Annotated in this window: 18 protein-coding genes and 1 pseudogene; 6 read left to right on the top strand and 13 right to left on the bottom strand. The window is 73.0% G+C overall.

Features of this window, described 5'->3' with window-relative positions:
• The 6 genes from ACFE86_RS10270 to ACFE86_RS10245 all read right to left on the bottom strand — a co-directional run.
• Positions 1 to 634 (bottom strand): ABC transporter permease (locus ACFE86_RS10270; RefSeq protein ID WP_375455237.1); only part of this gene is annotated, 634 nt, incomplete at its 3' end.
• Complete coding sequence (locus tag ACFE86_RS10265; RefSeq protein ID WP_375455236.1) at positions 634 to 2,121, bottom strand: ABC transporter substrate-binding protein; 1,488 nt, start codon at positions 2,119 to 2,121, stop codon at positions 634 to 636. The genes ACFE86_RS10265 and ACFE86_RS10270, both read right to left, overlap by 1 nt.
• A gap of 320 nt (positions 2,122 to 2,441) precedes the next feature.
• On the bottom strand, positions 2,442 to 3,761 hold the full coding sequence (locus ACFE86_RS10260; protein WP_375455235.1) for a hypothetical protein: 1,320 nt from the start codon (positions 3,759 to 3,761) through the stop codon (positions 2,442 to 2,444).
• Positions 3,758 to 5,299, bottom strand: coding sequence for a lipopolysaccharide biosynthesis protein (locus ACFE86_RS10255; protein ID WP_375455234.1), 1,542 nt, complete (start codon positions 5,297 to 5,299; stop codon positions 3,758 to 3,760). The genes ACFE86_RS10260 and ACFE86_RS10255 overlap by 4 nt, the downstream gene beginning before the upstream one ends.
• A 153-nt stretch (positions 5,300 to 5,452) precedes the next feature.
• Positions 5,453 to 6,679 (bottom strand): glycosyltransferase family 4 protein, encoded by a 1,227-nt coding sequence (locus ACFE86_RS10250; protein WP_375455233.1) that lies wholly within the window; start codon positions 6,677 to 6,679, stop codon positions 5,453 to 5,455.
• Entirely contained in the window at positions 6,660 to 7,898 is a 1,239-nt protein-coding gene (locus ACFE86_RS10245; RefSeq protein ID WP_375455232.1) for a glycosyltransferase family 4 protein, read from the bottom strand. The genes ACFE86_RS10250 and ACFE86_RS10245 overlap by 20 nt, the downstream gene beginning before the upstream one ends.
• Before the next feature lie 53 nt (positions 7,899 to 7,951).
• On the opposite strand from ACFE86_RS10245, the gene ACFE86_RS10240 reads away from it, so the two are divergent.
• The 4 genes from ACFE86_RS10240 to ACFE86_RS10225 all read left to right on the top strand — a co-directional run bounded on the left by ACFE86_RS10240 (position 7,952) and on the right by ACFE86_RS10225 (position 14,000).
• Complete coding sequence (locus tag ACFE86_RS10240; RefSeq protein WP_375455231.1) at positions 7,952 to 9,064, top strand: glycosyltransferase family 4 protein; 1,113 nt, start codon at positions 7,952 to 7,954, stop codon at positions 9,062 to 9,064.
• Between the two features lie 276 nt (positions 9,065 to 9,340).
• Complete coding sequence (locus tag ACFE86_RS10235) at positions 9,341 to 10,510, top strand: glycosyltransferase (RefSeq protein WP_375455230.1); 1,170 nt, start codon at positions 9,341 to 9,343, stop codon at positions 10,508 to 10,510.
• Between the two features lie 125 nt (positions 10,511 to 10,635).
• The gene (locus ACFE86_RS10230; protein WP_375455229.1) at positions 10,636 to 12,816 is read left to right on the top strand and encodes a GumC family protein; all 2,181 of its coding nucleotides are present in this window, start codon (positions 10,636 to 10,638) and stop codon (positions 12,814 to 12,816) included.
• Positions 12,816 to 14,000 (top strand): glycosyltransferase family 4 protein, encoded by a 1,185-nt coding sequence (locus ACFE86_RS10225; RefSeq protein WP_375455228.1) that lies wholly within the window; start codon positions 12,816 to 12,818, stop codon positions 13,998 to 14,000. Before ACFE86_RS10230 ends, ACFE86_RS10225 begins: the two co-directional genes overlap by 1 nt.
• Positions 14,001 to 14,046: 46 nt before the next feature.
• Here the strand turns inward: ACFE86_RS10225 and ACFE86_RS10220 are convergent, their stop codons facing one another.
• The 6 genes from ACFE86_RS10220 to ACFE86_RS10195 are packed head-to-tail and all read right to left on the bottom strand — an operon-like array spanning position 14,047 to position 21,592.
• Positions 14,047 to 15,771 (bottom strand): alpha/beta fold hydrolase, encoded by a 1,725-nt coding sequence (locus ACFE86_RS10220; RefSeq protein WP_375455227.1) that lies wholly within the window; start codon positions 15,769 to 15,771, stop codon positions 14,047 to 14,049.
• 3 nt (positions 15,772 to 15,774) lie between these two features.
• On the bottom strand, positions 15,775 to 18,222 hold the full coding sequence (locus ACFE86_RS10215; RefSeq protein WP_375455226.1) for a glycoside hydrolase family 2 protein: 2,448 nt from the start codon (positions 18,220 to 18,222) through the stop codon (positions 15,775 to 15,777).
• 10 nt (positions 18,223 to 18,232) lie between these two features.
• Positions 18,233 to 19,195 (bottom strand): DUF1839 family protein, encoded by a 963-nt coding sequence (locus ACFE86_RS10210; protein WP_375455225.1) that lies wholly within the window; start codon positions 19,193 to 19,195, stop codon positions 18,233 to 18,235.
• Between the two features lie 5 nt (positions 19,196 to 19,200).
• Positions 19,201 to 20,133: an amino acid--[acyl-carrier-protein] ligase gene (locus tag ACFE86_RS10205; RefSeq protein WP_375455238.1), complete on the bottom strand. Its 933-nt coding sequence runs from the start codon at positions 20,131 to 20,133 to the stop codon at positions 19,201 to 19,203.
• A 44-nt stretch (positions 20,134 to 20,177) separates the two neighbouring features.
• On the bottom strand, positions 20,178 to 21,341 hold the full coding sequence (locus tag ACFE86_RS10200; RefSeq protein ID WP_375455224.1) for an acyl-CoA dehydrogenase family protein: 1,164 nt from the start codon (positions 21,339 to 21,341) through the stop codon (positions 20,178 to 20,180).
• On the bottom strand, positions 21,338 to 21,592 hold the full coding sequence (locus ACFE86_RS10195; protein ID WP_375455223.1) for an acyl carrier protein: 255 nt from the start codon (positions 21,590 to 21,592) through the stop codon (positions 21,338 to 21,340). Before ACFE86_RS10195 ends, ACFE86_RS10200 begins: the two co-directional genes overlap by 4 nt.
• A gap of 601 nt (positions 21,593 to 22,193) precedes the next feature.
• Between ACFE86_RS10195 and ACFE86_RS10190 the strand changes: the two genes are divergently transcribed.
• Together ACFE86_RS10190 and ACFE86_RS10185 are read left to right on the top strand one after the other, a co-directional pair.
• Positions 22,194 to 23,831 (top strand): porin, encoded by a 1,638-nt coding sequence (locus tag ACFE86_RS10190; RefSeq protein ID WP_375455222.1) that lies wholly within the window; start codon positions 22,194 to 22,196, stop codon positions 23,829 to 23,831.
• Positions 23,832 to 24,168: 337 nt separating this feature from the next.
• Positions 24,169 to 25,248: a hypothetical protein gene (locus ACFE86_RS10185; protein ID WP_375455221.1), complete on the top strand. Its 1,080-nt coding sequence runs from the start codon at positions 24,169 to 24,171 to the stop codon at positions 25,246 to 25,248.
• Between the two features lie 80 nt (positions 25,249 to 25,328).
• Here the strand turns inward: ACFE86_RS10185 and ACFE86_RS10180 are convergent.
• A pseudogene (locus ACFE86_RS10180) lies at positions 25,329 to 25,533 on the bottom strand (lipopolysaccharide biosynthesis protein); the annotation flags it as partial.

The raw sequence follows: 25,533 nt of genomic DNA, 5'->3' as shown, positions 1-25,533 counted from the left end.
AGTCGGAGCCGAGCACGCCGAGCATCGCCGCGCGGGTGTGGCGCATCATCACCGCAGCGATGGCGTTGCCGAGCACGAAGGCGGGCATCGCCATCGCCTTGAGGTTGTCGATCAGGCCCTCGCCGGGGGGCACGTAGCCCGAGGCCGGCAGCCAGCCGAGCTGGACCGAGAACAGCAGGATCATCAGGATGCCGAGCCAGAAGTTCGGCACCGAGAGGCCCCAGAGCGCGACGCCGTTGGCCAGCGTGTCGGCCCAGGTGCCGCGGCGGACCGCGGAGAGGATACCCATCGGCACGCCGATGGCCAGCGCCACCAGCATGGCGAGGCAGGCGAGTTCCAGCGTCACCGGAAGCTTCTCGCGGACGAGTTCGCCTACCGGCTTCTGCAGGCGGATCGATTCGCCGAGGTCGCCCCGGAGCACGCCTGCGGCCCAGTAGCCGTAGCGGACGGGGAACGGCCGATCGAGGTGGTACTTCTCGCGGATGAAGGCGACCACGGCCGGGTCGCGCTCCTCGCCCGAGAGCGCGGTGGCGGCGTCGCCCGGCAGCAGTTGCTGCAGGGCGAAGATGATCATCGAGGCCAGCACCAGGGTCGGAACCGCGAGTGCGAGGCGCTTGACGAGGAACCGCAGCATCAGTTCAGCGTCAGCCCGGTGAACCGCACGAGGCCGTCGGGGTAGGGCACGAAGCCGGTGAGCTTCGGGCTGTAGGCCCAGAGCAGCTTGCGGTGGAGCAGGTAGATGCCGGGGCGGTCGGCGAGGATGCGGTCGGCGAACCGCTTCCAGGCGGCCTGGCGCTTTTCAGGATCGACGGTGCCGCGCTCGGCCTGGAGCGCGGCGTCGGCGTCGGCGTTGCAGTAGCGGGTGTAGTTCAGCGGCGTCTTGCAGCCGAGGAAGCTGAAGGTGTTGCCGTCGGGGTCGGGCCGGCCGGACCAGGAATAGAGGTAGGCCTCGAAGTTGCCCTTGTCGGCCATGTCGAGCAGGGTCGTGAAGTCGGCGGCCTGGATCTTCACGTCGAAACCCGCCTCCTTGGCCATCGCCTGGATCACCTGGCCGACCTGCGGCGCCTCGCTGTTGGCGTAGACCGACAGCGTGATCTGCGGCGTCTTCTGCCCGGCTTCCGCCAGCAGCGCCTTCGCCTTGGCGACGTCGCGCTTCGGGACGGGGTACTCCTTCACGTAGTTCGGGTGCCTGGGGCTGACCCACTGGTTGCCGGCCAGGAACTCGCCGTTGAACACCACCTGGTTCAGGGCGTTGCGGTCGATCGACAGGTCCAGCGCCTGCCGCACCCGCGGGTCGGCGAGCGGCGAGCCCGCCTTCGGGTTGAGCAGGATCTCCTGGAAGCCGAGTTCGTAGACGAAGCCGAGCTTGAGCTTGGCGTCGCGCGTCACCTGCGCCACGTCGGTCGGCGCCAGCCGCTCCAGCAGGTCGAGCTGGCCGGCGCGCAGGTTCGTCAGCCGCACCGTGGTGTCGGGGATCGGCCGGAACTCGATGCGCTGGATCTGGATCTGGTCCTTGTTCCAGTAGTCGGGAAAGCGTTCGACGACGATCCGGTCCTGCGGCACCCGCTCGACGAACCGGAACGGCCCGGCGCAGACCGGCGCGGTGGAGAACCTGTCGCCCAGCCGCTCGGCGGCTTTCGGCGAGACCATCATCCCGGCGCGGTCCGTGAACTGTGCCAGCAGCGGCGCGAACGGCGTCTTCAGGACGATCCGGAAGGTCAGGTCGTCGACCACCTCGACGGTGTCGATCGGCGCGATCTCGCCGCGGCGCTGCGAGCCGGGCAGCTTGAGGTGGCGCTCGATCGCGTACTTGGCCGCGGCCGCGTCGAGCTTCTCCCCGTCGTGGAACAGGACGCCGGGGCGCAGGTGCATGGTGAGCGCCTTCTCGTCGGGGGAGAGCTCCCAGTGCGTTGCCAGTTGCGGCACCGGCTTCAGGTCGGGCCCGATATCGACGAGCTTGTCGCAGAGCGCGGCGAAGACCATGCGGCTCGCGAAGGTGCGCGCGAGCGTCGGGTCGAGGGCGTCGGCATCCTCCATCATGCCGTAGCGCAGGGTCTGCGCCGAGAGCGGCGCGGACACGAGCAGGCCCGCGATCAGGCAGGCGGCCGACAGACGCGACATCAGGACTTTCCGGTACGGAGGCGGCGGGTGTGCCGGGGAGGGTGTGCCGGCGCGCCGGGACGTGCAACCCTCACGCCGGCGCGGCGCCATCCAGGCACCATCCGTGCCATCGCCCTGCGGTCGGCGGCGCGCGGACGGCTCCGGCGGCGGGCGCGGCAGGAGCGTGATCCGTCGAAAAAGCCAGCCCCATCCGCTGCCTGTCGCGGATGGGACGCCCCGTCGCGCATCCTCGCGCCGTCTCCGGCGGTCGGCGGAACGCCGCTCCGGCGCCATCGACCCGGCCGACCTGCGCGCTCCGCGGCGCGGGGTGCCGATCCGCGCTACCGCAGTTCGAGCACGCTGAGCCGGTCCGTGATGCCGAAGGCGAGGCGCCGGTCCGGCGCGAGGGCTTCCACGCCGACCGAGCCGTCGTCGGCGAAGCGGTGGAGCCGCGCCGCGTTCGGCGGGGCCGGGAGCCGCAGGCCGACCGGCCGCGGGGCAAGCTCGGGCAGCGCCCGGCGCCGGCCCTGGTCCCAGGCGCCGACCCCGAGCCAGATCGGGACGAGGAGCGCGCCGTCGCCGCGCAGGAAGCGCGCGGCCTGGAGGTCGGGCCGTTCGGTCTCGAGGGCGACGTCGGGCGGGACGGCGGTGCCCGCGGCACCGGGCCGGAACAGCCGCATCAGGTTCGCGACCGCCCGGAAGGCCGGCATCGGCGACCCGTCGTGCCGGAGCAGGCCGAAGCGGCTCTCCGGGTCGGCGTCGCCGCGGTCCTGGCTGGAGATCAGCTCGTAGAGGTAGGTGCGGCGCACGCCCTGGAGGAAGCTCCAGAGCAGCAGCCGCGGCATGTAGCGGGCGCGCACCGCCTCGGAGACGGGCAGGTGGAAGCTCTCGGTCGCGAGCGCCGTGTGGTAGCCGTTCTCGGTGGCCAGGATCGGCGCGCCGCCGAAGACCGGGCGCACGGCCGCGACGAAGCGGCGGAGGTCGCCGTTGCCGTCGGTCTCCGGGTGTTCCATGCCGGGATAGGGGTGGATGTTGCCGAAATCGACGGCGTTCGCCAGGTTCTCCGCGGCCGCGACGTTGCCGAAGATGTAGCTCGGTCCGGCGACCTTGACCGCCTGCGCGCGCGGGTCGCCGCGCGCCGCCCGGTAGAGGGCGCGCTGATGCTCGGCCGACGCGCGGGCGCGGGTCGGGCCTCCGGCCGCGATGTTCGGCTCGTTGCCGCCCTCGGCGATCTCGAGGCCGCCCGCGCTCCAGGTCGCGATGTCGGTGAGCCGCCGGGGCGGCACGAGCGGCGCGATGTCGAGGCCGTCGTAGAAGATCAGGCTGAAGCGGTAGCCGTCGCGCGCCAGCCGCGCGATGCGCTGGAACTGCGGCGGCGGCTCCGGCCCCTGGAGGACGATGTCGTCGCGCAGGTGCCGGATGCCGAGTTCGTCGAGCGCCGCCGCGCACCGCTCGAACAGGCCGACATAAGGCGACGCCGGGTGGCCGAAATGGGTGTTGACGCCGACCGCGTGCGTGAAATCCTCAGCTTTGTGCAGCGGCAGCGGGCCGGCCGCGGCCGGGCGCGGCGCGAGGGCGAGGGCGCCCGCCGCGAGCACGGCACGGCGGGTCGGCCCCGCCGGCGTCGCAGGGCCGGCATCGGGGTGTCGGCGTCGGGTCACGATCGGGCCTCCCCATCGCGGGAACGAGGACTTGGCGCCGCGCCCGACCCGACCGGATCGGGCGCGGCGGCCGGGACGAAGGCGGGCGAGGCGGGCGAGGCCGCCTTCCTGCGGTTCAGGATCAGCGCGAGGCTCCCGCGGAGCGTCTCGCGCAGGAACAGCCCGGACAGCCCCCCGTAGACGAGGATGCCGAGGCCGATCACCGCCGCGAGGCCAGCCCGGGGGCCGAGGCTCGCATAGACCTGGTCCTGCGCGAGGAGGACGGCGGCGGCCATCAGGGCGGAGCAGGCGAGGATCGGAGCCAGCGCCGCGGCGATCCGCCGGTTGCCCACCGGCACGAACCGGGCGGCGGCGACCACCACCAGCGGCGAGAACAGGTAGGCGCGCAGCACGTGGCCGACGACGAGGGCGGACAGCCCGAACGGCGCGGTGACGACCGCGGCCAGGATCGTGATCGCGAACTGCCCGGCCGCCAGCGCCAGCGCCGTACCGGTCCGGTCGGAGGCGGTGAAGAGCGCCCAGAGCAGCGAGGTCGCGACGAATTCCGGCCCGAGCAGGGCGAGGATGCGCAGGACCGGCACCGCGTCGCGCCACTGCTCGCCGAAGAGCAGCGGGACGAGCGTCGGCGCCACCGCGGCCATGCCGAGGAAGGCCGGCAGCGCCAGCACCGCCGACATCGCCACGAACCCGTCGAAGGCCGCGGCGAGCTCGCGCGGGCGTCCCTGGAGCCGGGCATAGGCCGGCAGGGCGACGGAGGCGAGCGGGATGACCGCGACCTGGCTGATCAGGTCGATGCAGCGCCACGCCATCCGCAGGAGGCCGATCTCGGCGGTGGACAGGAAGCAGGCGGCGACGACCTCCTGGCTGCGGATGCTCAGCGTCAGGAGCAGGTGCGTCGAGAACACCCGCGACCCGAAGGCGAGCTGCCGGCGGGCCAGGCGGCGGTCGAACCGCCGCCCCGGCAGCCACGGGAACGCCACCCAGGTCAGGATCGTCGTGGCGCCCGTCGCGAGCAGGCGCTGGATCACGAGGCTCCAGACGCCGAAGCCGTGGAGCGCGAGCGCGACCGCGACCGACCCGCCGATCAGGTTGGCGGCGAGCGCCCGGAGCGCGAGGCTGCGGAACCCGAACCGCCGCTGCAGCCGCGCCTCGTGGATCACGCCGAGCGCCGAGACGACGAAGGTCACCGCGAGCGCCGCCAGCACCGGCTGGAGTTCCGGGAGCCGCAGCAGCCAAGCGATCGGCCAGGACAGGGCGATGAGCGCCAGCGCATAGAGGCAACCGGAGGCCAGCGCCACCCAGAAGGCCGTGTCGGCGAAGGTTTCGTCGAGCCGTTCGGTCTGGATCAGCAGGTCCGGCAGGCCGCCGCGCGTCACGATGAGCAGGATGTCGATGAAGACGATGGCGACGGCCACGAGGCCGAACGCGGCCGGATCGAGCAGCCGCGCCAGCACCAGGAACACGGCAAAGCTCAGCACGACGTTGCCGGTCGCGCTGAGCGCGACCCACCCGGCCGCCCGGAACGACCGCTGCGTCACCGCGTCCTCGACCGGACGGATTGCCGCCGGCCCAGGCGCGGCGGGTAGGGTCGGGCTAGGCTCCACGACGACGCGCCCGGCGTGCGGCGGACCGTCGGCGCCGGGGCGGCGCGGAAGGCGCCGGGACGCGCCCGGGGCGGGCTCGGCGCGCGATCATGGCCGCGCGGCCGCGCGGCGCTCGTCGAGGAGTTCCGTGTAGAGGTCGAGATACTTCGCGGCGACGCGCGCGGAGGTCGATTCCCGCAGGACGTGCTGGAACGAACGCTCGTCGGGCAGGCAGCCGCGGCCGCGGGCGAGGACCGTCCGAATCCGCGCGGCGAGGTCGGCCGCGTCGCCGGCCCTGAACAGCCAATCGGCGTTGTCCGCGCCGATCAGTTCGGGGATGCCGCCCGAATCCGCCCCGATCACCGGCACGCCCATCGCGTAGGCCTCGTAGACCGTGCGCGGGGAGGGCTCGGCCCAGAACGAGGGCACGACGAGCACGTCGATCTCGCTGAGGAAGTCCTTCGGGTCGGCCCAGCCGACGAAGTCGATCGGCAGCCCTTCCGCCCGCGCGCGGAACCGCTCGATCGAACCGTCCATCGCCTGGCCGGCGATCAGGCAGCGCCAGTCGCCGGGGCCGATCCCGGCCAGCGCGTCGATCAGGGTGCCGACGCCCTTCTCGACGTTGATGCGCCCGAGATAGCCGAACGTCATCGGCTTACCCGTGCGGTCGATCCGGCGGCGCGCCTCGGGGTCGCCGTCCGGCACCGTGCAGGAATAGTAGATCACCCGGCGGCGCGCGGGCGCGAGGTGGCGGAACAGCCCGTGCTCGACATGGGTCTTCAGGATCTCGGTGCCGACGCTCGCGACCGCGCTCACCCACCTGTTGGTGAGTTGCTTGGAGGCGTTCACGATCCGGCAGCCGAGGTGCCAGTGCGTGCACGGCTTGCCGTGCTTGAACATCGCGGCGTTGCCGCAGATCAGGTCGTACTCGCACACCGTGTGGACGATCGGGATCGAGCGCCGGGCGGCCTCCCGCCAGACCAGCGTCGAGATGTCGAGCAGCGAGTGGGTGTTGACGATGTCGGGTCGGAAATCTTCGAGCACCCGGCCGAAATCGGCGGCGACGGCGAAGTTCCACTGCTGCTTCAGCTTGGCCGCGTTGCGGGCGAAGCGGCCGTGCCGCGCCCAGTCCTCGAGCCAGAAGTCGTTGTGATGCGCCATGCGATAGACCGTGACGCCGTTGCGCACGGTCCTGGGCTCGGGCTGCCGCGCGATGCAGGCCGCCCCGACCGCGTGGCCGAGGCCGGCGAGTTCCTCGGCCAGATGCTCGACGGAACGCTCCGCCCCGCCGACGATGTGGGGCGGATAGAGCGAGCTAAGATGCAGGATGCGCATGCGGCCTTGATCCGCCGGCCAAGGCCGGCTCGCGGGCGAGGAGGGTGCGGTACAGGTCGAGGTAGCGGGCAGCGACGACCTCGGGCCGGATCGCGGCCCTGACCGCGGGCGCGTTCCCGAGCCCCGTCGGCAACAGGCCCGGATCGGCCACCACCCGCGCCATCGCGGCGGCGAGCGCCGCGGGGTCGCCGGGCGGAACGAGCCAGCCCGGGCAATCCCCCCCGATCTGCTCGGCGATGCCGCCGGTCGCCGTGCCGATCACCGGGACGTCCCGGGCATAGGCTTCGGCGACGGTGCGCCCGAAGGCTTCCGGCCAGACCGGGGGGACCACGAGGCAGTCGAGGGCATCGAGGAAGGCGTCGCGGGCGACGAAGCCGTCGAAGCTCACCGGCAGGCCGGCGGCCCTGCGTTCGTAGCGGTCGAGCCCGTCGGCGGCGCGCCCCGCGATGCGCAGCCGCCAGCCCGCGGCCGGCAGGCGGCGGCAGGCGTCGAGGAGCACGTCGACGCCCTTCGCAGGCTCGATCCGGCCCAGGTATCCGAAGGTGATCCCGCCGGCGGGGAGCGCGCGGGGCGCGGGCGGCGCACCCGTCTCGATCGGGTTCCAGATCACCTGCCGCAGGCCGGCCGGAACGCCGGCGAAGAATCCGGCCGCGAGATGGCGCGCCAGGATGTCCTCGCCGACGCCGACCACGGCATCGACCGGCCGCTGGCAGAAGCGGTGCAACACCGCGTACAGCCGGCACTTGGCGTGCTGCGCGGCGCAGGCCCGGCCGTGCCGCATCATCGCGCCGTTGGTGCACAGGCTCGTGAAGTCGTGGAGCGTGTGGACGATCGGCACCCCGAGCCGCCTCAGCATCGGCCACAGCCGCGGCGTCAGTTCCGACATCGAGTGAGTGTTGACGACATCCGGCCGGAAATCCCGCACCGCCGCCGCCATCGCGGCGAGCGTGCGCCCGTCCCACTGCGTCGCCAGCTTGTAGCGCAGGCGGTCGAAGCGGCCGTGCCCCGACCAGTCGAGGACGTGGAACGGCGTGCCGTGCCCGATGCGATAGACCGTCGACCCGTCGGATTCGTCGGGCGCCGCCGCCCGGCGCGACAGGCAGGCGACGCCGACCTGATGACCGAACCCCCCTTGCGTCCGCACGAGGGTTTCCACCATCAGCTCCGCCCCCCCGACCTGCTCGGGCTGGTAGAGCGAGGTGAGATGGAGAATACGCATCCGCTCACTCTTCGCGTGCGAGGGCCAGCGTAGCGGGAGGTTATTGCCAGGCGATGAAGCGCGTCCTCGTCAACATGCCGAGCCAGTTCGGCGGCAAGCCGTCCGGGGTCGCGCGGGTCGCGTTCGGCCTGATCGGCGCGCTCGCCGCGCGGCCGGGGCTGACCGTGGTGCTCCGCTCGCCGTGGTCGCGCGAGCAACTGCCCGCGGCGTTTGGCGAGGCGGTCGAGGTCGTGACGGTGCCGCGCCCGCGCATCATGGTCCTCGACGTGCTGGCCCAGCTCGTCACCGTCCCGGCCTGCTGCCGGCGGCACGCCATCGACGTGGTGCTCAACATCGATCCCTACGGGGCCGGTGCGGGCGGGAAGGCGCGGGTCGTCGTGGTGCACGACCTGTATTTCAAGACGATCCCCCATAGCACCGGGCCGCGCGAGGCCCGCACCAGCGACCTGATCGTCCGGCTGATGCTGGCGCGCAACGACGCGGTCGTCGCCGTCTCGGACGCGACGCGGCGCGACCTCGAGCATCATTATCCGGCCGCCCGCGGCCGCGTCCGGGTGATCCCCTCGGCGTCCGTCCTCGATCCGGCGATCCGCGCCGACGACGCCCGCTCGGAGGTCGCGGGGCGCTACGTGCTCGCGGTCGGAAACGCGACGCACAACAAGAACTTCGGGCTCATCGCCGAGGCGGCGGCGCGGCTGTCGGCCGAGCGGCCGGACCTCGCCGTCGTCCATGTCGGCGAGGACCCGGGCGACACGATCGCGGGCACGCTGCGGCGGCTCGGCTCGGCGCTCCGCCCGATCCGCCTGTCGCGCATCGACGATGCCCGGCTCGCCGCGCTCTACCGCGGCGCGCTGTGCCTCTGCGTCCCCTCGTTCGCGGAAGGCTTCTGCCTGCCGGTGCTGGAGGCGCAGGCGCTCGGCTGCCCGGTCGTGTGCTCGGACCGGTCCGCGACGCCGGAGGTGGCGGGCGCGGGCGCCCTGACCTTCGACCCGTCCGACCCGGCGGCCCTCGCCGCCTGCCTGCGGCGGCTCCTCGACGAGCCCGGCCTGCGCGCGGATCTGGCGGCCCGGGGGCGGCGCAACGAGGCGGGCTACACCTGGGCCGCCACGGCCAGAGCCTACGAGGCGGTGCTGGACGCGGTGCTGGCGCACGCTCCGACGCGGTGATTACCGACCTTGTACGAGCCCACGCGTCGCGGCGCCCTGCGATCGACCGGTGTCCACTTCGTCGGGAAGCACGCTAGTTAATATTCACCAAGACGATGGAATTTGCCATCTCGGACCATTCGACAGGAAGGACTACGCATCGATTTTTCGATACTGGAAGGTGTCATCTAGTAAAGTCTGCGTTGGTATCGACCTAAGAGCGTAATACACTTATAGGTTGCATGTCGATAGAAGACATCTCCTCCCCCTATGCCCGGTCGGCCGAGGTCCCCGAAGATGCGCGTCGCGATCGTTCATGACTGGCTGTACGTGGTCGGCGGCGCCGAGAAGGTCCTGAAGGAAATCCTGGCGATCTATCCCCAGGCGGACGTCTTCACGCTGTTCGATTTCCTGAGTCCGGCGGATCGCGCGCGGATCGGGCTCGGCGAGACGCGGACCAGCTTCCTCCAGAGGATGCCGTTCGTGCGGACGCGCCATCGATCCTACCTGCCGCTGATGCCGATCGCGATCGAGCAGTTCGACCTGTCGGCCTACGACCTCGTCGTCTCGAGCAGCTACGCCGTGGCCAAGGGCATCCTGACCGGCCCCGACCAGGTCCACGTCGCCTACGTCCACTCGCCGATGCGGTACGCCTGGGACCTGCAGCACACGTACCTGCGCGAGAGCGGGTACGATCACGGCGTCAAGAGCATGGTCGCCCGCATGGTCCTGCACCGGATGCGGCTGTGGGACAGCCGCACGGCGCACGGCCCGGATGCGGTCGTCGCCAATTCGCGCTTCGTCGCGCGGCGCATCCGCAAGGTCTACGGCCGCAAGGCCGAGGTCATCCACCCGCCCGTCACCCAGTCGTGCCTGAAGGGCGACAGGCCGCGGGCGCGCCACTTCCTGGTTGCGAGCCGCCTCGTCCCATACAAGAACGTCGAGAACGTCGTCGCGGCCTTCGCATCCCTCCCCGACCTGAGCCTCGTCGTCGCGGGCAGCGGCTCCGAGGAGCGGCGTCTGCGGCAGATCGCCGGGCCGAACGTGTCCTTCGCCGGACATGTCAGCGACGAGACGCTGCGGGAGCTGATGGCCACGGCGCGCGCCTTCGTCTTCGCGGCGGAGGAGGATTTCGGCATCGTCGTGGTCGAGGCGCAGGCGGAGGGCACCCCCGTGCTGGCGCTCGGCCGCGGGGGCGCCCGCGAGACGGTCGCCGACCTGGCCCCGAACCGCTCGGGGATGTTCTTCGCCGATCCCGAACCGGCCACGATCGCCGCGTGCGTGCGCGACTTCGTCGGGCAGGAGGGCACGTTCTCGCGCGCCGCCTGCCGCGCGCAGGCGGCGCAGTTCGCGCCGGAGGGCTTCCGCGCCCGGTTCGCGGCGTTCGTCGACCGGCAATTGGCCCTGCACCACGATCCCGTTCCTGGCCGGGAACGCTACAGGCCACGCCTCAAGGCCCTCGCCTGACACGAGCCTTCGCCTGACACGAGCCTTCGCCCCGGCCCTCCCCACGGAAAGGCCGGCGTTTGTCCCTCAGCGCCGCACGGCTCCGCGAACGCGGTCCGCGGCGGCGCCAAGCCCGGTGGCCGACGATGACGACGTCCTACCTCAACCCGGAACGCATCGGCCCGGCGCCGGCCGTCCGCCAGGCCGGTCCGGTCGCGATGGTCTGGCGTCGGCGCCGCCTGTTCGCCGCGGTGTTCGCGACCGTCCTGGCCCTGGCGGTGGCCGCCCTCATGGCGGTGCCGGCGCAGTACCTCGCGGTCGGCTCGGTCATCGTGGCCGAACCGGAGCCGGGCAACAACAACGCGAACGCGTCGGTCGCCTGGATTCAGAAGCTCGGCGACCCGGCCGACATCGAGAGCCAGATGCTGGTGATCCGCTCGGCCCGGATCATGCGCCTCGTCGCCTCGGGCGACGTCGTCGAGAAGGTGCTCGCCGAGTGCCGGCAGGCCGCCGCCGGCGGCCTGCTGGCCGGAATCCTGCCCGCGGACGACGGATGCGGGACCATGCGCGGCAACACCGACCTGCTGGTCGACTACCTCCAGCGCCGCTTCGTCGTCACCAGCGTCGGGCGCTCGCGCATCATCAACATCGCCTACCGGTCGCCGAACGCGGAGGTCTCGCAGGCGCTGACCAACGCGCTGATCACCGCCTTCCTCGACGACCAGCGCGGCGTGCTGGCAAACAGCCGCGAGGCGGCCACCGACTGGCTGTGGAAGGAGATCCGCCAGCTCGACGCGTCGTTGCGCGACGACGAAGCCAAGATCCAGGCCTTTCGCCGCCGCAAGGGGCTGATGTCGGGGGCCAGCGCGCCGATCACCTCCGAGCGCCTGACGGCCATCAGCCAGCAGCTCTCGGTCGCCGAGACGGCCAAGGCCGACGCCGCCGCGCGCCTGGGCGAGATCAACGCCGCCCAGGGACGTGGCTCGGCCGACGCGCCCGCGGTGCTGGCGAGCCGCACGATCGCCGACCTGAAGCAGCAGATGAACGTGGTGGGCGCGCAGATCGCCAACAGCGGCACGGTCCTCGGGCCGAACCATCCGACGCTGCAGGCGCTGCGCATCGAGCAGGCGAGCCTGAAGCAGCGCGTCGAGCGCGAGGTCGCGAGCATCGGTGCCGGCCTGAAGAAGACCTACGACGCGTCGAGCGCGCTGGCCAAGTCGCTGCGGCAGCAGATGGAGACCGTCAGGACCGAGGTCGCCGCGGCGATGGACGACGAGGCCGTGGTCGCCGGCATGGTGCGCAACGCCGAGATCAAGCGCGGCCAGTACGCCGACCTGTACAAGCGCGCCAACGAACTGGAGACCGAGCGGCGCATCCTCGTCGGCAGCACGCGGCTCGTCAGCCTCGCGGAGCTGCCGGCCTCGCCGTCGACGCCGAAGCCGGTCCCGTTCCTCGGCGCCGGCTTCGTCCTTGCCCTCGTGCTGGCGAGCGCGGCGGCCCTGCTGCGCGAACGGGGCGACCGTAGCGTGCGGGCCTCGTCCGAGGTCGCGGCGATCACCCACGCGCCGGTCTTCGCGCAGCTCCCGCACCTGCGGCGCGCGACGGCGCTGCTCGGACGGATGGGAGGCGGCGGCGACCTGCCGCTGGCCGCGGCGCTCCGCGACGCGCGGCGCGACCCGCTGATGCAGCAGGTGCTGCGCAACCTCGGCGCCCGGCTGATGCTGGCGGGCACCGACGGCCGGAGCCGCGCGATCCTCGTCACCTCGGCAGCACCCGGCGAGGGCAAGTCGTTCACCGCGCTCGCGCTCGCGCAGCTCAGCGCGGCAGGGGGACGGCGCGTCCTCGTGGTCGAGTGCGACCTGCGCCGCCCGGTCTTCGAGGGCGCCCTCGGCCTGCCCGGCGGTCCCGGCCTCGGCGGCGTGCTGCGCGGGGAGATCCTGCCGCGGGAGGCCGTGACGGCGACCGACACGCCCAACCTCGACGCGATCGCCGCCGGCGCGCCGACCTCCGAATCGACCGAGCTCCTGATGGGCGCACGGATGGCGGACCTACTGCTGTGGGCGAAGCGGTACGACCTCGTGCTGCTCGACAGCCCGCCCGCGAACATGCTGATGGACGCCCAGGTCCTGGCCCGGCAGGTCGACGGCGTCCTGTGCTGCGCCCGCTGGGGGCGTTCGCAGGTGGCCGCGACCGTGGCCACCGTGAACGGCCTGCGCGAGGCCGGGGGCGACGTGTTCGGGATCGCCATCACCATGGTACGGGCCGACGAGCACCCGTTCTACGAGACCGGGCAGGAACCGGCGCGGCGCTACCTCGGGGCCGCGTGATGCGCGATCCCCGCGTGCTGTTCGTCAACCACACCAGCACGGTGTCGGGCGGCGAGATGGTGCTGCTCGACGCGGTGAAGCCGTGGCCGGGCGCCACAGCCTTCCTGTTCGAGGACGGCCCGCTCGCGCCCGCGATGCGGGGCCTGGGTCTCGCCGTCGTCCGGGCGCGGCACGGGGCCGGGCTGTCGGCGATCCGCCGCGACGGCCCACTCCGGCGCGCCGTCCCGCTGGCCGGGCGGCTCGTCGCGACGACCCTCGACATCGCGCTTGCCGCGCGGGGCCACGACGTCGTCTACGCCAACTCGCAGAAGGCGTTCGTGCTCGCGGCCATCGCCACCGGCCTCGTCGGCCGCCCGCTGGTCTGGCACCTGCACGACATCCTCGACGGCGCCCATTTCGGCCGGGCGCAGCGCGGCCTGCAGATCCGCCTCGCGAACGCGCGGGCGGCCCGCGTCGTGGTGCCGTCCACGGCGGCGGCCGACGCCTTCGTCGCGGCGGGCGGGCGCGCCGCGCGCGTCGAGGTCGTCCCGAACGGCCTCGACCTCGGCGAGGAGCCCGGCGATCCCGCAGCCCTTCGGGCGGGGCTCGGATTGCCGGCCGGGCCGCTGGTCGGCGTGTTCAGCCGGCTCGCCCCCTGGAAGGGCCAGCACGTGGTGCTGGAGGCGCTCACCCGGCTTCCCGATGTCGGCTGCATCGTCGCCGGCACCGCCCTGTTCGGCGAGAACGCCTACGCGGCGGACCTGCGCGCGCGCGTGGCCGAGCGCGGGCTCGGCGACCGGGTGCGGTTCCTCGGGCAGCGCAACGACGTGGCGCGCCTGATGCGGGCGGTGGACGCCGTGATCCACCCGTCGATCGCCCCCGAGCCGTTCGGGCGCACGCTCGTCGAGGCGATGCTGGTCGGCGTGCCGGTGATCGCGAGCGATGCCGGCGCCGCGGCCGAGATCCTCGACCGCGGCGCGGGCGGCACCCTCGTGCCGCCGGGCGATGCGGCTGCGCTCGCCGAGGCGGTCGCGCGCGTCCTCGTGCCGTCTCCGGCGGTCGCGGCGCAGGTCGCGCACGCGCGGGCGAAGGCGCTCTCCCATTACGGCGCGGCGCGGATGCGGGCGAGCCTGTCCGATGTCATCAGGCGCGTGGCCGCCGGCGCTGCCCGGCCGGCGGTCGGGCTCGCAGGGGAGTCGGCCTGACCGCCGGCCGCCACGCACACGGTGAGACCGGCGCCTTCCCGTCCCGTCAGGGCCGCCCCTTGGCGACGCTCTCGATCAGGTCGCGCAGGATCGCGGCCAAGCGCGCCTGCGCTTCGGGCGTGCCGAGGTTGTGGTCGGTCCCGGCGATAATCGTGACCGGCGCGCCCACGTGGCGGGCGACGCGCGCGGGCGACCGGCTGAGCTGGGCGCGCAGGGCCGCCAGTCCCGGATCGCCGGCGCCGTAGACGAGGCGCAGGTGCGCCCCCCGCCGGCGCAGGGCGGCGACGCGGCGCGCGACGCTGCCGCCGACCGGGCCGGGCCTGAACAGGTCGGTCCACCGGCGCCGGGCCTGCCGCAGGCCGCGGCGCGCGAGCACCCCGGCGATCGCCCCGACGCCGATCTCGCCCTTGGCGAGCCGCCGCCAGGTGGCGCCCCGGCCGAGCATCGCGGCGTAGGTGGCCGCGCTGCCCACAGTGCTGCGGATCACAGCGTCGAGGTCGTCGTCGGGGTGCCAGTCGAAGCGGGGGAGGTTGGCCAGCAGCGCGCCCGCGACGCGGTGGTCGCGGCAGGCGGCGTGGAACGCCGCATAGGCGCCGCTGCAGGTGCCGACGAGGACGACCGGTCCGTCGCCGCGCGCCTCGATGTCGTCGAGGGCGTGGCGGATGTCGTCCAGGGTGTCGGCCGCGAAGAGCGGCGCGGTGCCGTCCGGGCGATCCGGGCTGTCGCCGATCCCGCGCAGGTCCATGCGCAGCGACGGGACGCCCGACGCGGCCAGCGCGCGGGCGGCCTGCGTCGTCTGCCGGCCCCAGCCCGAATGCGCGCTGAGGCCGGCGGCGAGGAACACGATCGTCGGCGCGCGCGGGGCGGGGCGGGCGGGCCGGCACCGCACGCCGAACAGGCCCGGCCCGAACCGGACGGGCACCTCGCGCCAGCCCGCCCCGGCGATCTTCGCCGGCGCGACCGGCGCGGGCTGCCGGGCAGGGCGGGCGAGGGCGCCCTCCGCGACGAAACCGACGACGGTCGCGAACGCTTCATCGGGCGTCGCCGCGAACAGGGGATTGCCCACGAGCGAGGCGAGGCCGGGCATCGGCCCGCGCGTCACGTCGGCGCCGAGCGCGGCGTAGCGGGCGGCGAGGTCGTTCGTGTCGGCGCCGAGCAGGAGGATGCGGGGCGCCGGCGCGACCGGGACGGTTCCGATGTCGATCGCCGACAGTTCGGCGGCGAGGCCGGGGCCGATCGGGAAGCCGCCGACGGAGAGATGGCCTGGCTCCTCTGGGGGCGTCGTGCCGTCGGACGGCGCGTCGAGCGCCCGCGCCCGCAGCTTCATCTCGCGGAGATAGCCGCGCCCGGTCCGGCAGGGGGCCAGCAGCGCGAGCCGGTCGATGCCGCCCTCCTGCGCCGCGAGCACGGCGAGCGTCGCCCCGAGCCGGAGCCCGACGAGGACGACCTCCTCGACGTGCCCCTCCTCGCGCAGGAAGCGCACCGCCCGGCGGATCGCCCCGAGCCACGCGGTAAGCGACCCGGCGCCCGCATCACCCGAATCGCCCTCGCCGGGATAGTCGAAGCGCAGGGTCGCGCAGCCGGTCGCGGCGATCCGCCCGGCAAGCTCCCGCCAGGGGCGGTGCGCGGAGAGCTGCTCGAAGCCGGTCGCCCCGCACAGGATCACGCCGCGGCGGCCGAGGCCGGGACTGAACCAGCCGAACAGGTCGCCGACGACGACCGGTTCCGCCGCGATGGGCGACAGGGCCTGGGGCAGGGCTTCATGCATCATCGCTCAGAACCTCACGCGCTCGCCGGTGTTGAGGGCGCCCACCGTCCCGCTCGGGATTCCGCCGCCGACGAAGGCGATGCGCCGCTCCGATCCGGGGGCGAGGTGGAAGCCGTCGTCGGAGGGCCGGCTTGCGCCGTCGGTCTCGATCCGGACGCAGAGGGCGTGGCGCTCGCAGGCGACCCGCAGGACGGGTGCGGACGCCCCGGGGACGATCTCCGCCGTCAGCCCGATCGGCCGGGGCTCGGGATCGCGCCCTTGCGGGAAGTGGAAGCTCTCGGCGAGGACCTGCCCCCGCGCCGCATCGATCAGGCTGGCATGGCCGAGGCCGTGCGCGGCCGGCCCGAAGCGGTAGCTGCCGGCGGCGTCGAAGAAGCGTCCGAGCACCGTCGCGCTCGACCAGACGCCCGAGCCGCGGGGCGGGACGGCGACCGCGCGCTCGGCCCGCGCCACGACGCAGCCCGCCGGATCGCTGAAGGCGAGGCGGAGCGTCGCGTGGAGCGGTTCGGCGGTCTCGTTGTGGACGTGGACGTGCAGCCCGTTCAGCCCCTCGTCCGAGAACGCCGCCTGCACCGGCCGGAACGCGCGCTTCAGCGCGTACCACGCCGCCTTCGGACGGCCGGCCGCATCGACGACGCCCCAGCCGGCGCCGGGTGCGAGGTCGCGAAACAGCCAGACGAGGCCGCCGGCGGTGGGCGAGCGCGCCCGGCGCCACTCCGAAAACACCGCCTCCATCACCTCGGCGCTCGTCGCGCGGGCGAGCGCCAGGTATCGCTCCGGCTCGTCGCGGCGCAGGCGTTCGGGATCGAGCCCGAACAGGGCTCGGCAGTAATGGTCGCGCACCGCCTCGAAGTCCCACTCCGCCCCGCGGTCGCGCGGGATCGCGGCGGCCCAAAGCGGGCCCGCCGGGTCGCGAAGGCCGGCCTCGGCCAGCGTCGCGGATTCGGGGACGTTGGCGAAGCCGAGGCATTCGGAGGCGAAGCCGACCTCGGCCCGGCGGGCATCCTCCAGCGGCCGGCGATAGGCGCCGACGCCGTAATAATGGCTCAGGCCGGCATCGGTCGAGAACGGCAGGTCGCCGCCGGAGGGCGAGTCCGGCACGACGACGAGGTCGGGGCGCCGACGCGCGACGCGTTCGGCGAGGTCTTCGCCGGCGAGGCCGCCGGTCCAGGCGTCGGGGGGCAGGCCGAGCATCGCGGCCTGCTGCGCGATCTCGCTGCCGCCGCACACCACGCAGAGCGACGTCGAGGTCTGCGTCCGGTCGAGGAAGCCGTCGACCTCGCGCAGCAGCAGGTCGCGGAAGGCGGGTTCGCCGACCGGATAGTCGAAGTTGGCGAGCATCAGGTCCTGGAAGACCAGGATGCCGAGTTCGTCGCAGAGATCGTGGAAGGCGTCCGCTTCGTAGAGCGTGATGCCGGGCACGCGCAGCATGTTCATCCCGGCCTCGCGCGCGAGCGACAGGAGCGGGCGGCAGGCCCCGGCCGAGAGCCCGACGGGGTCGGCGGGCGTCCAGCAGGCGCCGCGGCAGAACACCGGCACGCCGTTCACGGTCAGGCTCAGGCCCTCCGCGAAGGGCCGGGCGAGCGCGATCGTGCGGAAGCCGACGCGCCCCAGCGCGAGGACATGCCCGTCGATCTCGGCCTCGACCGGGTGGAGGCGGGGCTCGCCGTGGGTGTGCGGCCACCACGGGGCGGCATCGGGAACCAGGAGTTCGCCAGCGAACGATCCCGGCGCCCCGGCCTCGATCAGGGTCTCGGCCCCGCCGCAGCGCAGGGTCAGCGACCGCGCCGGCGTGTCCGCGAGCGCAAGCTTGAGCCGCAGCCGGCCGGTCGTGCCGACGCGGTCGGCGCGCAGGTCGGCGCAGAGCGTCCGCGGAACGCCGCCGCCGACCGCGGTGCGGGTCACCGGGCGGTAGGGGCCGACCGTATCGATCGCCGGGCACCAGCCTGGCATGAAGCCGAGCAGGCTCGTGCGGACGTGGCGCAGCGATCCGGGGGTCGCGAGGCGGGGCCGCCAGCGTCCGCGCCGGTTCGGGCGGGCGAGCTCGGCCCGGAGCGAACGGAAGCACATCGCGAGTTCGACGGTGCCGAAGGCTTCGACCGCGATGTCGTGGGCGACGAACATCGAGCGCGATTCGAGGATGCGTGCGCCGTCGAACCAGATCTCGGCGAGCGTCGCCAGCCCTTCGAAGCGCAGGGACTCGCGGCCGCGGCCGACGAACCGGGTGCGGTACCAGACGTCGCGGTCGTGGATCGGCGTCGGCTCGGCTTCGGACCAGAGGCCGGCGTCACGAAGCGCCGCGGCCGCGGTGCCCGGCACGCGCGCCGCGATCCAGTCGGGCCGGGCGGACGCGTCGCGGGGTGCGGCGCAGGCGCCGGGGGGCGTCAGGAGGAGCTGCCAGGGCCCCTCGACGGCGCGTGCCGGGATGCCGTCGAGGGCGTGGATGCGGGCCAACGCGTCCCCCTCAGCGCAGGGCGCGGTCGAGGGCGGAGAACACGGCCTCGTAGGTCGCCGCGGGGCGGTCGAGTCCGGCAGGCAGCGGCGCGGCGTCGCGGCGGCCGAAGGCGCGGGCGAGCTGGAACTGGAACGCCTTGACCTCGCGGGCGAGCCCCGCGGCAGCCTGCGCCGCCGGCCCGAAATCGGCCAGTCCCGCCGCGTCGAGCCACGCGAGATGACTGCCCAGCAGCTCGAAGTTGGCGCCGAGCTGGCGCGTGGTGTTGAAGGCGTAGCGGTGGAACACGCCCAGCGGCTGGCGCACCAGCCCGTCGCCGGTCCGTTCCAGCGCCGCCCTGAAGGCCAGCACCGGGTTGCTCCGCGGCGCGCGCCCGCGGTGGGCGCGGAGCAGTTCGAGAGCCGCCCCGGCGAGCGCGTCGGGCGGGAGGGCAAAGCCCGTCGCCTTCACGAACTCGGCATAGGGAAACAGCGTCGTCGGCCCGAAGAGGCCGTCGTAATCGGCACCGCGCAGGGTGAAGCGGCCGGCGTTGTGCAGGTAATCGAGGCTGCGTCGCTCGGGATCGAGGCCGAGGATCGCGACCGTGGTCTTGGCATGCTCCCGGCGGTAGGTCGTCGCGGCCGTGTCGGGCAGGTGGATCGCGTCGACCTCGACCAGCACGGGCAGCCCCCGGGCGACCTGCACCCGCGCCTGCGCCTCAAGCCCGTCGTAGACCGCGAGTTCCAGGATCTCCAGCCCGTACAGCCGGTCGAGGTCGGCGGCGTACGGCTTGGAGAACGTGAACTGGTCGCCCTCGAAGTCCTGGCGCAGGGTGAAGCCGAGCATCGCCGCCGGTTCGAGGCCGCGCGCGTGCAGCAGCTCGATCCAGAGATCGACGTAGCAGTTCGTCTCCGGCCACACGCGGTCGGGCGCGTGCAGCGGATGCGATGCGTGCGGCGGCTCCAGGCAGGCCGCGACGGCGAGGGCGGCCGACATCGACCCTAGCCCCAGAGCAGGGCGCGGACGTCCGCGGGCCACGCGGCGAGGTCGAGGCCGTGGTGGCGCAGGAGCGCCAGCGTGATCCGCTCCAGCCCGAAGCCGACGCAGGCGGTGTGGGCTGTCGCGCCGTCGGCCTGCGCGATCTCCCAGGTGCTGCCGAAATGGTCCTGATGGTAGTTGAAGCTCAGGCACGCCGTCGGCTGCACCTCGCTGTTGACCGGCACGTTGAGCTCGAACTTCAGCCCCTGCATGCGCTGGTTGTTGGCGAGCATCCGCCCGGCGCGGCCGAAGAACGGGTCGTTGGCGGCATCCACCGCCAGCGGCAGCCCGAGGTCGCGCATCATCGCCGTGCCGCGCTCGAGCCAGGATTCGCGGAACGCGAGCACCTGATCGGGGCTGCCCATGCGCACGTATTCGCGCATGCGGAACATCTGCATCCGCGTCGGCTCCACCGAGGGCTCGTGCCGGAAGCAGTAGGATTGCAGGTCGAACAGCAGCCCGTCCGCGGGGAGCGGCCCGCGCGCGGCGGCGACCGGATAGAGCGGGTAGCAGGCGGCCGGCGTCAGCACGATGTCGGTGCAGGCCTGGTCCTGCGTCCAGTCCCGGCCGGCCTCGACACAGGCCAGCAGGCGCGCATGGCCGGCCTCGTCGCCGCAGAAGCTGTGCACGGTGCCGGCGAGGTTGGGGAAGCCCTTCAGGTAGCCGCTGCGCTCGAACGCCGGACGGCTCATGCCGGGGGGGAAGCGCATCCGCTCCGCGCCGTCCTCCGCGCCGAGGCGGGAGACGAGGGCGTCGATCGCTTCCACGACGCGCTCGAAGTCGCCGCCGCGGCCGTAGAGGCCGTCGATCCCGGTGCGCACGAGGTGGCCGCTGTCGAACAGCCTGTCGAGGAAGCTGATCGGTTCCGCCTCGCCGGAGGCGGGCAGGGCGGGCATCGCCTCGGGCGAGGCGGCGGGGATCGGTCCGGAAAAGCTGTCCATCACGCGCTCAGGAGTTGGCCGCCGCCCTTCTGCACCAGCAGGAGGTTGGCGGTGTTGCCGTGGATGCGGTCGTTGCTGATCATCAGCGGCGCCGACAGCACGTCGCGCAACGCGCGGCCGAGGCTGAACGGCGTTCCGTTCTTGTAGCCGGCGATCCCGACGATCCCGAGGGCGAGCTGGACGATCGCGACGGCCATGGTCGAGGCCGTCGTCTTCACGTTGTTCAGCACCACGGCGAAGCCGATCGAGCCGAGTTCGTCGGGCGCGTCCTGCGCCTCCGCGAAGCGCCGGAGGCCGCCGTGGATCGCGCCCTTCATGGTCTGCAGCGCGCTGACCGCCTCAGCGAGCCGGAGGGCGCCGGGCGGGACCGTGCCCGGACGGCGGCGGGCCTCGGCCTGCACGAAGGTCCGCGCCCGGTCGACCGCGCCGCTCGCGATCCCGAACCAGACGCTGCTCCACAGGAGGTGGGAGGAGGCCAGCATCGACTGGGCCGCGATCTCGGCAAACGGTTTCGGCAGGATCTGGACGGTCGGCACGTCGCGGGCGGCGAGCACGAAGCCGTCGCTGCAGGTGCCGCGCATGCCGAGCGTGTCCCACCGGCTGGTGCGCTCGAGGGTGATCTGGTCGGCGAGGAGCGCGACGAGGACCTGATCGGAGGCGGCGGCGTCCGCGTGGCGGCGGCCGGTCGCGAGGATCACGTCGGCATGGGCGCCGTAGGAGATCACGGTCGCGTCCTTGCGGAAGCTGAACACGTCCCCGTGCGCCTCGACCGCGCAGAGGCTGTTGCGCAGGTCGCCGCCGATGCCGCCCTCGGTGGTCGCCGAGGCGACGAGCAATTGGGCCTGCGCCACCCGCTGCATCAGCGTGCGGTGCCACGCGCTCTCGACTCCGTGGGTGACGAGGCTCGCGACCTTGATCTGGTGCATCGCGAAGATCATGCCCGTCGCGGCGCAGGCCTGCCCCAGCGCGAAGCAGGTCTCGGCGATCCGGTTCATGTCGGCGCCCTCGCCGCCGAGCCGCTCCGGGATCTGGATTCCGAGCAGGCCCTCCGCCCGGAGCGCGGAGACCGCCTCGGACGGGAACCGCCCCTCGCGGTCGACGTCGTCGGCGTGCCGCGCCGCGACCTGCGCGACGCGGCGCGTGCGCTCGGCGGGCGTCGTCACGTCGCCGCCGGCTGCGCGAGGGAGGCCACGGTCGTCCGGATCGCGCGGATCGTCGCGAAGGACTGCCGGTTGAGCAGGTGGTCGGGAAACTCGACGCCGAACCGCTCCTCGAGCGCCAGCATCAGTTGCACCGAGCCGAACGAGCACAGTCCCTTGTCGAACAGGTCGTCGTCGTCGGCGAGCCGATCAACGGCCCCGGACAGGGCTTCGATGCCGCCGAGGGTCTCGCGAATGTCGTGGGAGGAAATCATCGCATGCAACACCATTCAAGCCATGCGACTGAAGCCAACCCAGCCTGTTGTTGTCAATTCATACCGATCCGTACAGTTAAATTAAGGATTTTCTATACCACGGTGTAAGATATTGTTGTTAAAAGACGATGCTCCGGACGGCGGTTCGATCGCGCCGACCGGGCGCGCTCCGGCGGCGCCCGATCCGAGACCTCCGGCGAATCACCACCGGATCACACCGCGCCGGAGCGGTTCGGGTGCCCCCGATGCGGTGACTGACGGGGGGAACGACGACCGCGCCCGGAGTTCCGGGCGCATGCGGCACGTCCTTCCAGCAAGCAGATCGCCAGCAAACAGATCGACACATCCGATGGCAAGCTGGCTAAAGGCCTATCGATCCGTTGCCGTCCTGCAACAGCACCCCTGGCACGCGGTCTTCGGCGAAGATTCGGCGTTGCTCGCGGGAACCGGTTCGCACACAGTGTTGCGGCACTGGGGGCATCGCCAAAGCGAGCCCATGGAGCCCGCACACACAAGAAGCGGGCCGCACAACGACGTGCGACGCGACGGCCTCGGCCGCGCGATTGCACATCCTCGGGTCTCGAAGCTTTTGGAGATGGTCATGAAGCTCTTGAAGAGCACCCTGCTCGCCTCGGCCGCCGGCTTCGCCGCCGTCGCCGGCGCACAGGCTGCCGATCTGCCGGTCAAGAAGGCCGCCCCGATCGAGTACGTCCGCGTCTGCTCCGCCTACGGGGCCGGCTTCTTCTACATCCCCGGCACCGAGACCTGCCTGCGCCTCTCGGGCCGCGCCCGCCTCGAGCTCGGCTACCAGCCGACCTATTCCCGCCAGAACGGCACCGGCTACGGCGACACCACCGGCTACCAGGGCCGCATGCGCATCAACCTCGATGCCCGCACCCAGACCGCCTACGGCACGCTGCGCGCCTTCGTCCGCTTCGACGCCGGCAGCCGCTCGGGCTACGGCGGCATGAACTCCGGCACCCAGCAGCGCATCGCCCAGGCCTACCCGGCGCTCGGCGTCGACGGCTTCGGCCGCCTGCAGCAGTTCGCGAACGTCGACAAGGCCTTCGTGCAGTTCGCGGGCTTCACCGCCGGCCGCGCCTCGTCGTTCTTCGACTTCTACGCCCACGACTTCGAGTTCATCGGCGCCACCGGCGGCTCGGACGTCTCCTCGACCAACCTCGCCGCCTACACCGCGACGATCGGCAACGGCTTCTCGGCCACGATCTCGATGGAAGACCCGAGCTTCCGCCGCTCGCCGATCTTCTCGCCGACCGTCAACCCGGCCGCGGCCGCGGTGAACTCGAACCTCGCGAACTTCGGCCTCAGCAACTCGCCGGTGCCGGTCTTCGTCGGCTACACCGGCGCCGTGCCGACCCGCTTCGCCTTCGTCGACGCGATCGAGCGCAACCGGCTCCCCGACTTCGTCGGCGCGCTCCGCTACGATGCGCCGTGGGGTTCGGCCCAGCTCACCGCCGCCGTGCACGAGCTGAACGTCGGCAACGTCTCCACGACCAGCACCGGCGCCGGCAGCAACCTCGGCATCGCCCACACCGCGTCCGAGTACGGGTACGCGGTCCAGGGCGGCGTGAAGGTCAACCTGCCGTTCATCGCTCCGGGCGACACCCTTTACCTCCAGGGCGCCTACGGCGTCGGCGCGCAGTCCTACACCGGCTACTCGAACTACTCCGGTTCCTACGCCCAGTCGGCGATCACCATCCAGGGCCAGGGCTTCAGCCAGTACTTCAGCGATGCGGTGATCAACCCGTTCACCGGTCAGATGTCGCTCTCGCAGAGCTTCACCGCGGTCGGCTCGGTGCTGCATTACTGGAGCCCCGAGCTGCGCTCGGCCTTCTTCGGCAGCTACGGCGAGCAGGCCTTCGGGGCGGGCGTCCGCGCCGGCCAGGGCGACGCCTTCACCGTCACCGGGCTGGGCGGCTCGAACGCCGTCGGCAGGCCCGGAACACGGTTCTTCACCCTCAGCCAGGCGCTGCGCGACACCTACCAGATCGTCGCCGGCGCCAGCCTGATCTGGTCGCCCGTCAAGGACCTCGATATCGGCCTCGAGGGCATGTACACCCAGATCGGCGTCCAGAACGGCCGGGTGATCAACCTCGACAAGGACCCGACCGCCTACTCGGCGGCCCGGATCGCCGCCATCAACGCCGGCGGCCCCGTCCGCACCCAGACGAGCGACGACGTGTTCCAGGTCCGTGCCCGCGTCCAGCGCGACTTCTGAGGACAAGGCGCCGGGCGGCCCTTCCACGGGCCCGCCCGGCGAGGTTTCGATACCCCGAGACGCTCATCGAGGCCCGGCTGCGAAGCCGGGCCTTTTTCATGGGCGGTCGTCACGGCAGGGGCTGCGGGCGGGCCGGGAACGCCCGCCACGGCGGGGCGGCACCGGCGACGCGCTCACCGTGACCGGCACGCCGGCCTGAACCGGTATCCCCGACCGGAGCATGATGATCCAGGGCTGCATTATTATATTTATGCAACTTTGGGTTAAGACGATGTTCACTCAGCCGGGACAGTCTCGCGACGGGCGGCCGGGTGCCGCCCGACCGGGACGCCCCACCATGCGCGCGACAGCCCAGGACTGCCTCCTGCCGGATTTCCCCGGTGGCGCCGCCGCGATCCATCCCCGCGCCACGCCGGCGGCCCGATCGCTCGGCCTCGTCGGCCGCGACGGCCTCGTCCGGCGGCTGCAGGTCCTGGTGGCCGGGGCGCGCAGGCCCGTCTGCCTCGCCGGACCGGCGGGCAGCGGCAGCACGGCGGTCGCCTCCGCGGTCGCCGACGGGCTGGCGCGCCGGACGCGCGTGCTCGGCATCCGCTGTACCCCCACCACCACCTTCGCGCGTCTCACCCAGAGCCTGGCCGAGGGCCTCGGCAGCGATCGCCCATCCGGGAGGACGGCGATCGTGATGGCCGATGTCGGCGCGGTCGCCGAGCCCGGTTTCCTCCGGGCGCTCGCGCATCTGGGGGCCGGGGTGCCGACGGTGGGCTGGCTGATCGCGGGCGTGCCGCAGGGCGTCCCCGGGGCGCAGGCCGTTCCGGCGCCGCTGCTCTCCGCATCGGAGACCGCCTTCGCCGTCGATGCGGCGGTCGCCCGCCACGGGGCGGCCATCTCGAAGGTCGCCCGGGCCGCTGCCGCGACGCTGGCCCGCGGCCTGCCGGGGCTCGCCGACCGCCTCGTGGCGGAAGCCTGGACGGCGGCGGTCGCGGCCGGCGACGACGCCATCGGCCTGCCGCACCTGCGCACCGCCGCGCGCAGCCTCGGCCAGCGCGACGTAGGCGAGCGCGGCGGCGAGCCCGAGCCCGGCGGCGAGGCCGAGGATCAGCGCGCGGTTCGGCCCGCTCGGCAGCCGCGGCGGCACGGCGCGGGCGACGAGCGCCGAGGAGGTCACCGGCTGCGAATCGAGCCCGGTGCCGGTCTTCAGCTCGTCGATGCGGCGCCGGGTCTGGGTGATCTCGTCGGTGAGGAAGCCCTTCTGCTGCCCGAGCCGGCCGAAGGCGAGCGCCGCGTCGCTCTGGCCGATCGCCGCCTGCCGCCGGGACGCCTCAGGGCGTCTGCGGCAAACGTCGGGTCGGTCCAGGTGAAGGCCGTGAGGATCACGTCCGTCTCCTTGACGAACACGACCTTGAACGACGCGAGATAGGCCTCGTAGAGCTTCTCGTCGGGGTCGAGGTGGCGCAGCAGGCCGACCGCCTCGAACGGCACCCGCACCGTGTCGAGCAGTCAGGTCTTGACGTCCTTGGCGGCGCGGACGAGCTGCCGCCCCTGGTAGACCAGCCACGCGCCCCATTCCGCGGGCGGCGGCCCGAGGTCGCCGGCCGGCGTGATGCGTTTGAGCGCCTCGAACTCGCCGCGCACGATGCTCGGGTCGCGCAGGATCTCGACCTCGTTGTTCACGTTCTGCGCGCGCTCGGAGAACATGTAGTTC

This window comes from uncultured Methylobacterium sp. (assembly GCF_964244095.1).
Classification (GTDB): domain Bacteria; phylum Pseudomonadota; class Alphaproteobacteria; order Rhizobiales; family Beijerinckiaceae; genus Methylobacterium.
This window is presented reverse-complemented; position numbering and strand designations above follow the sequence as displayed.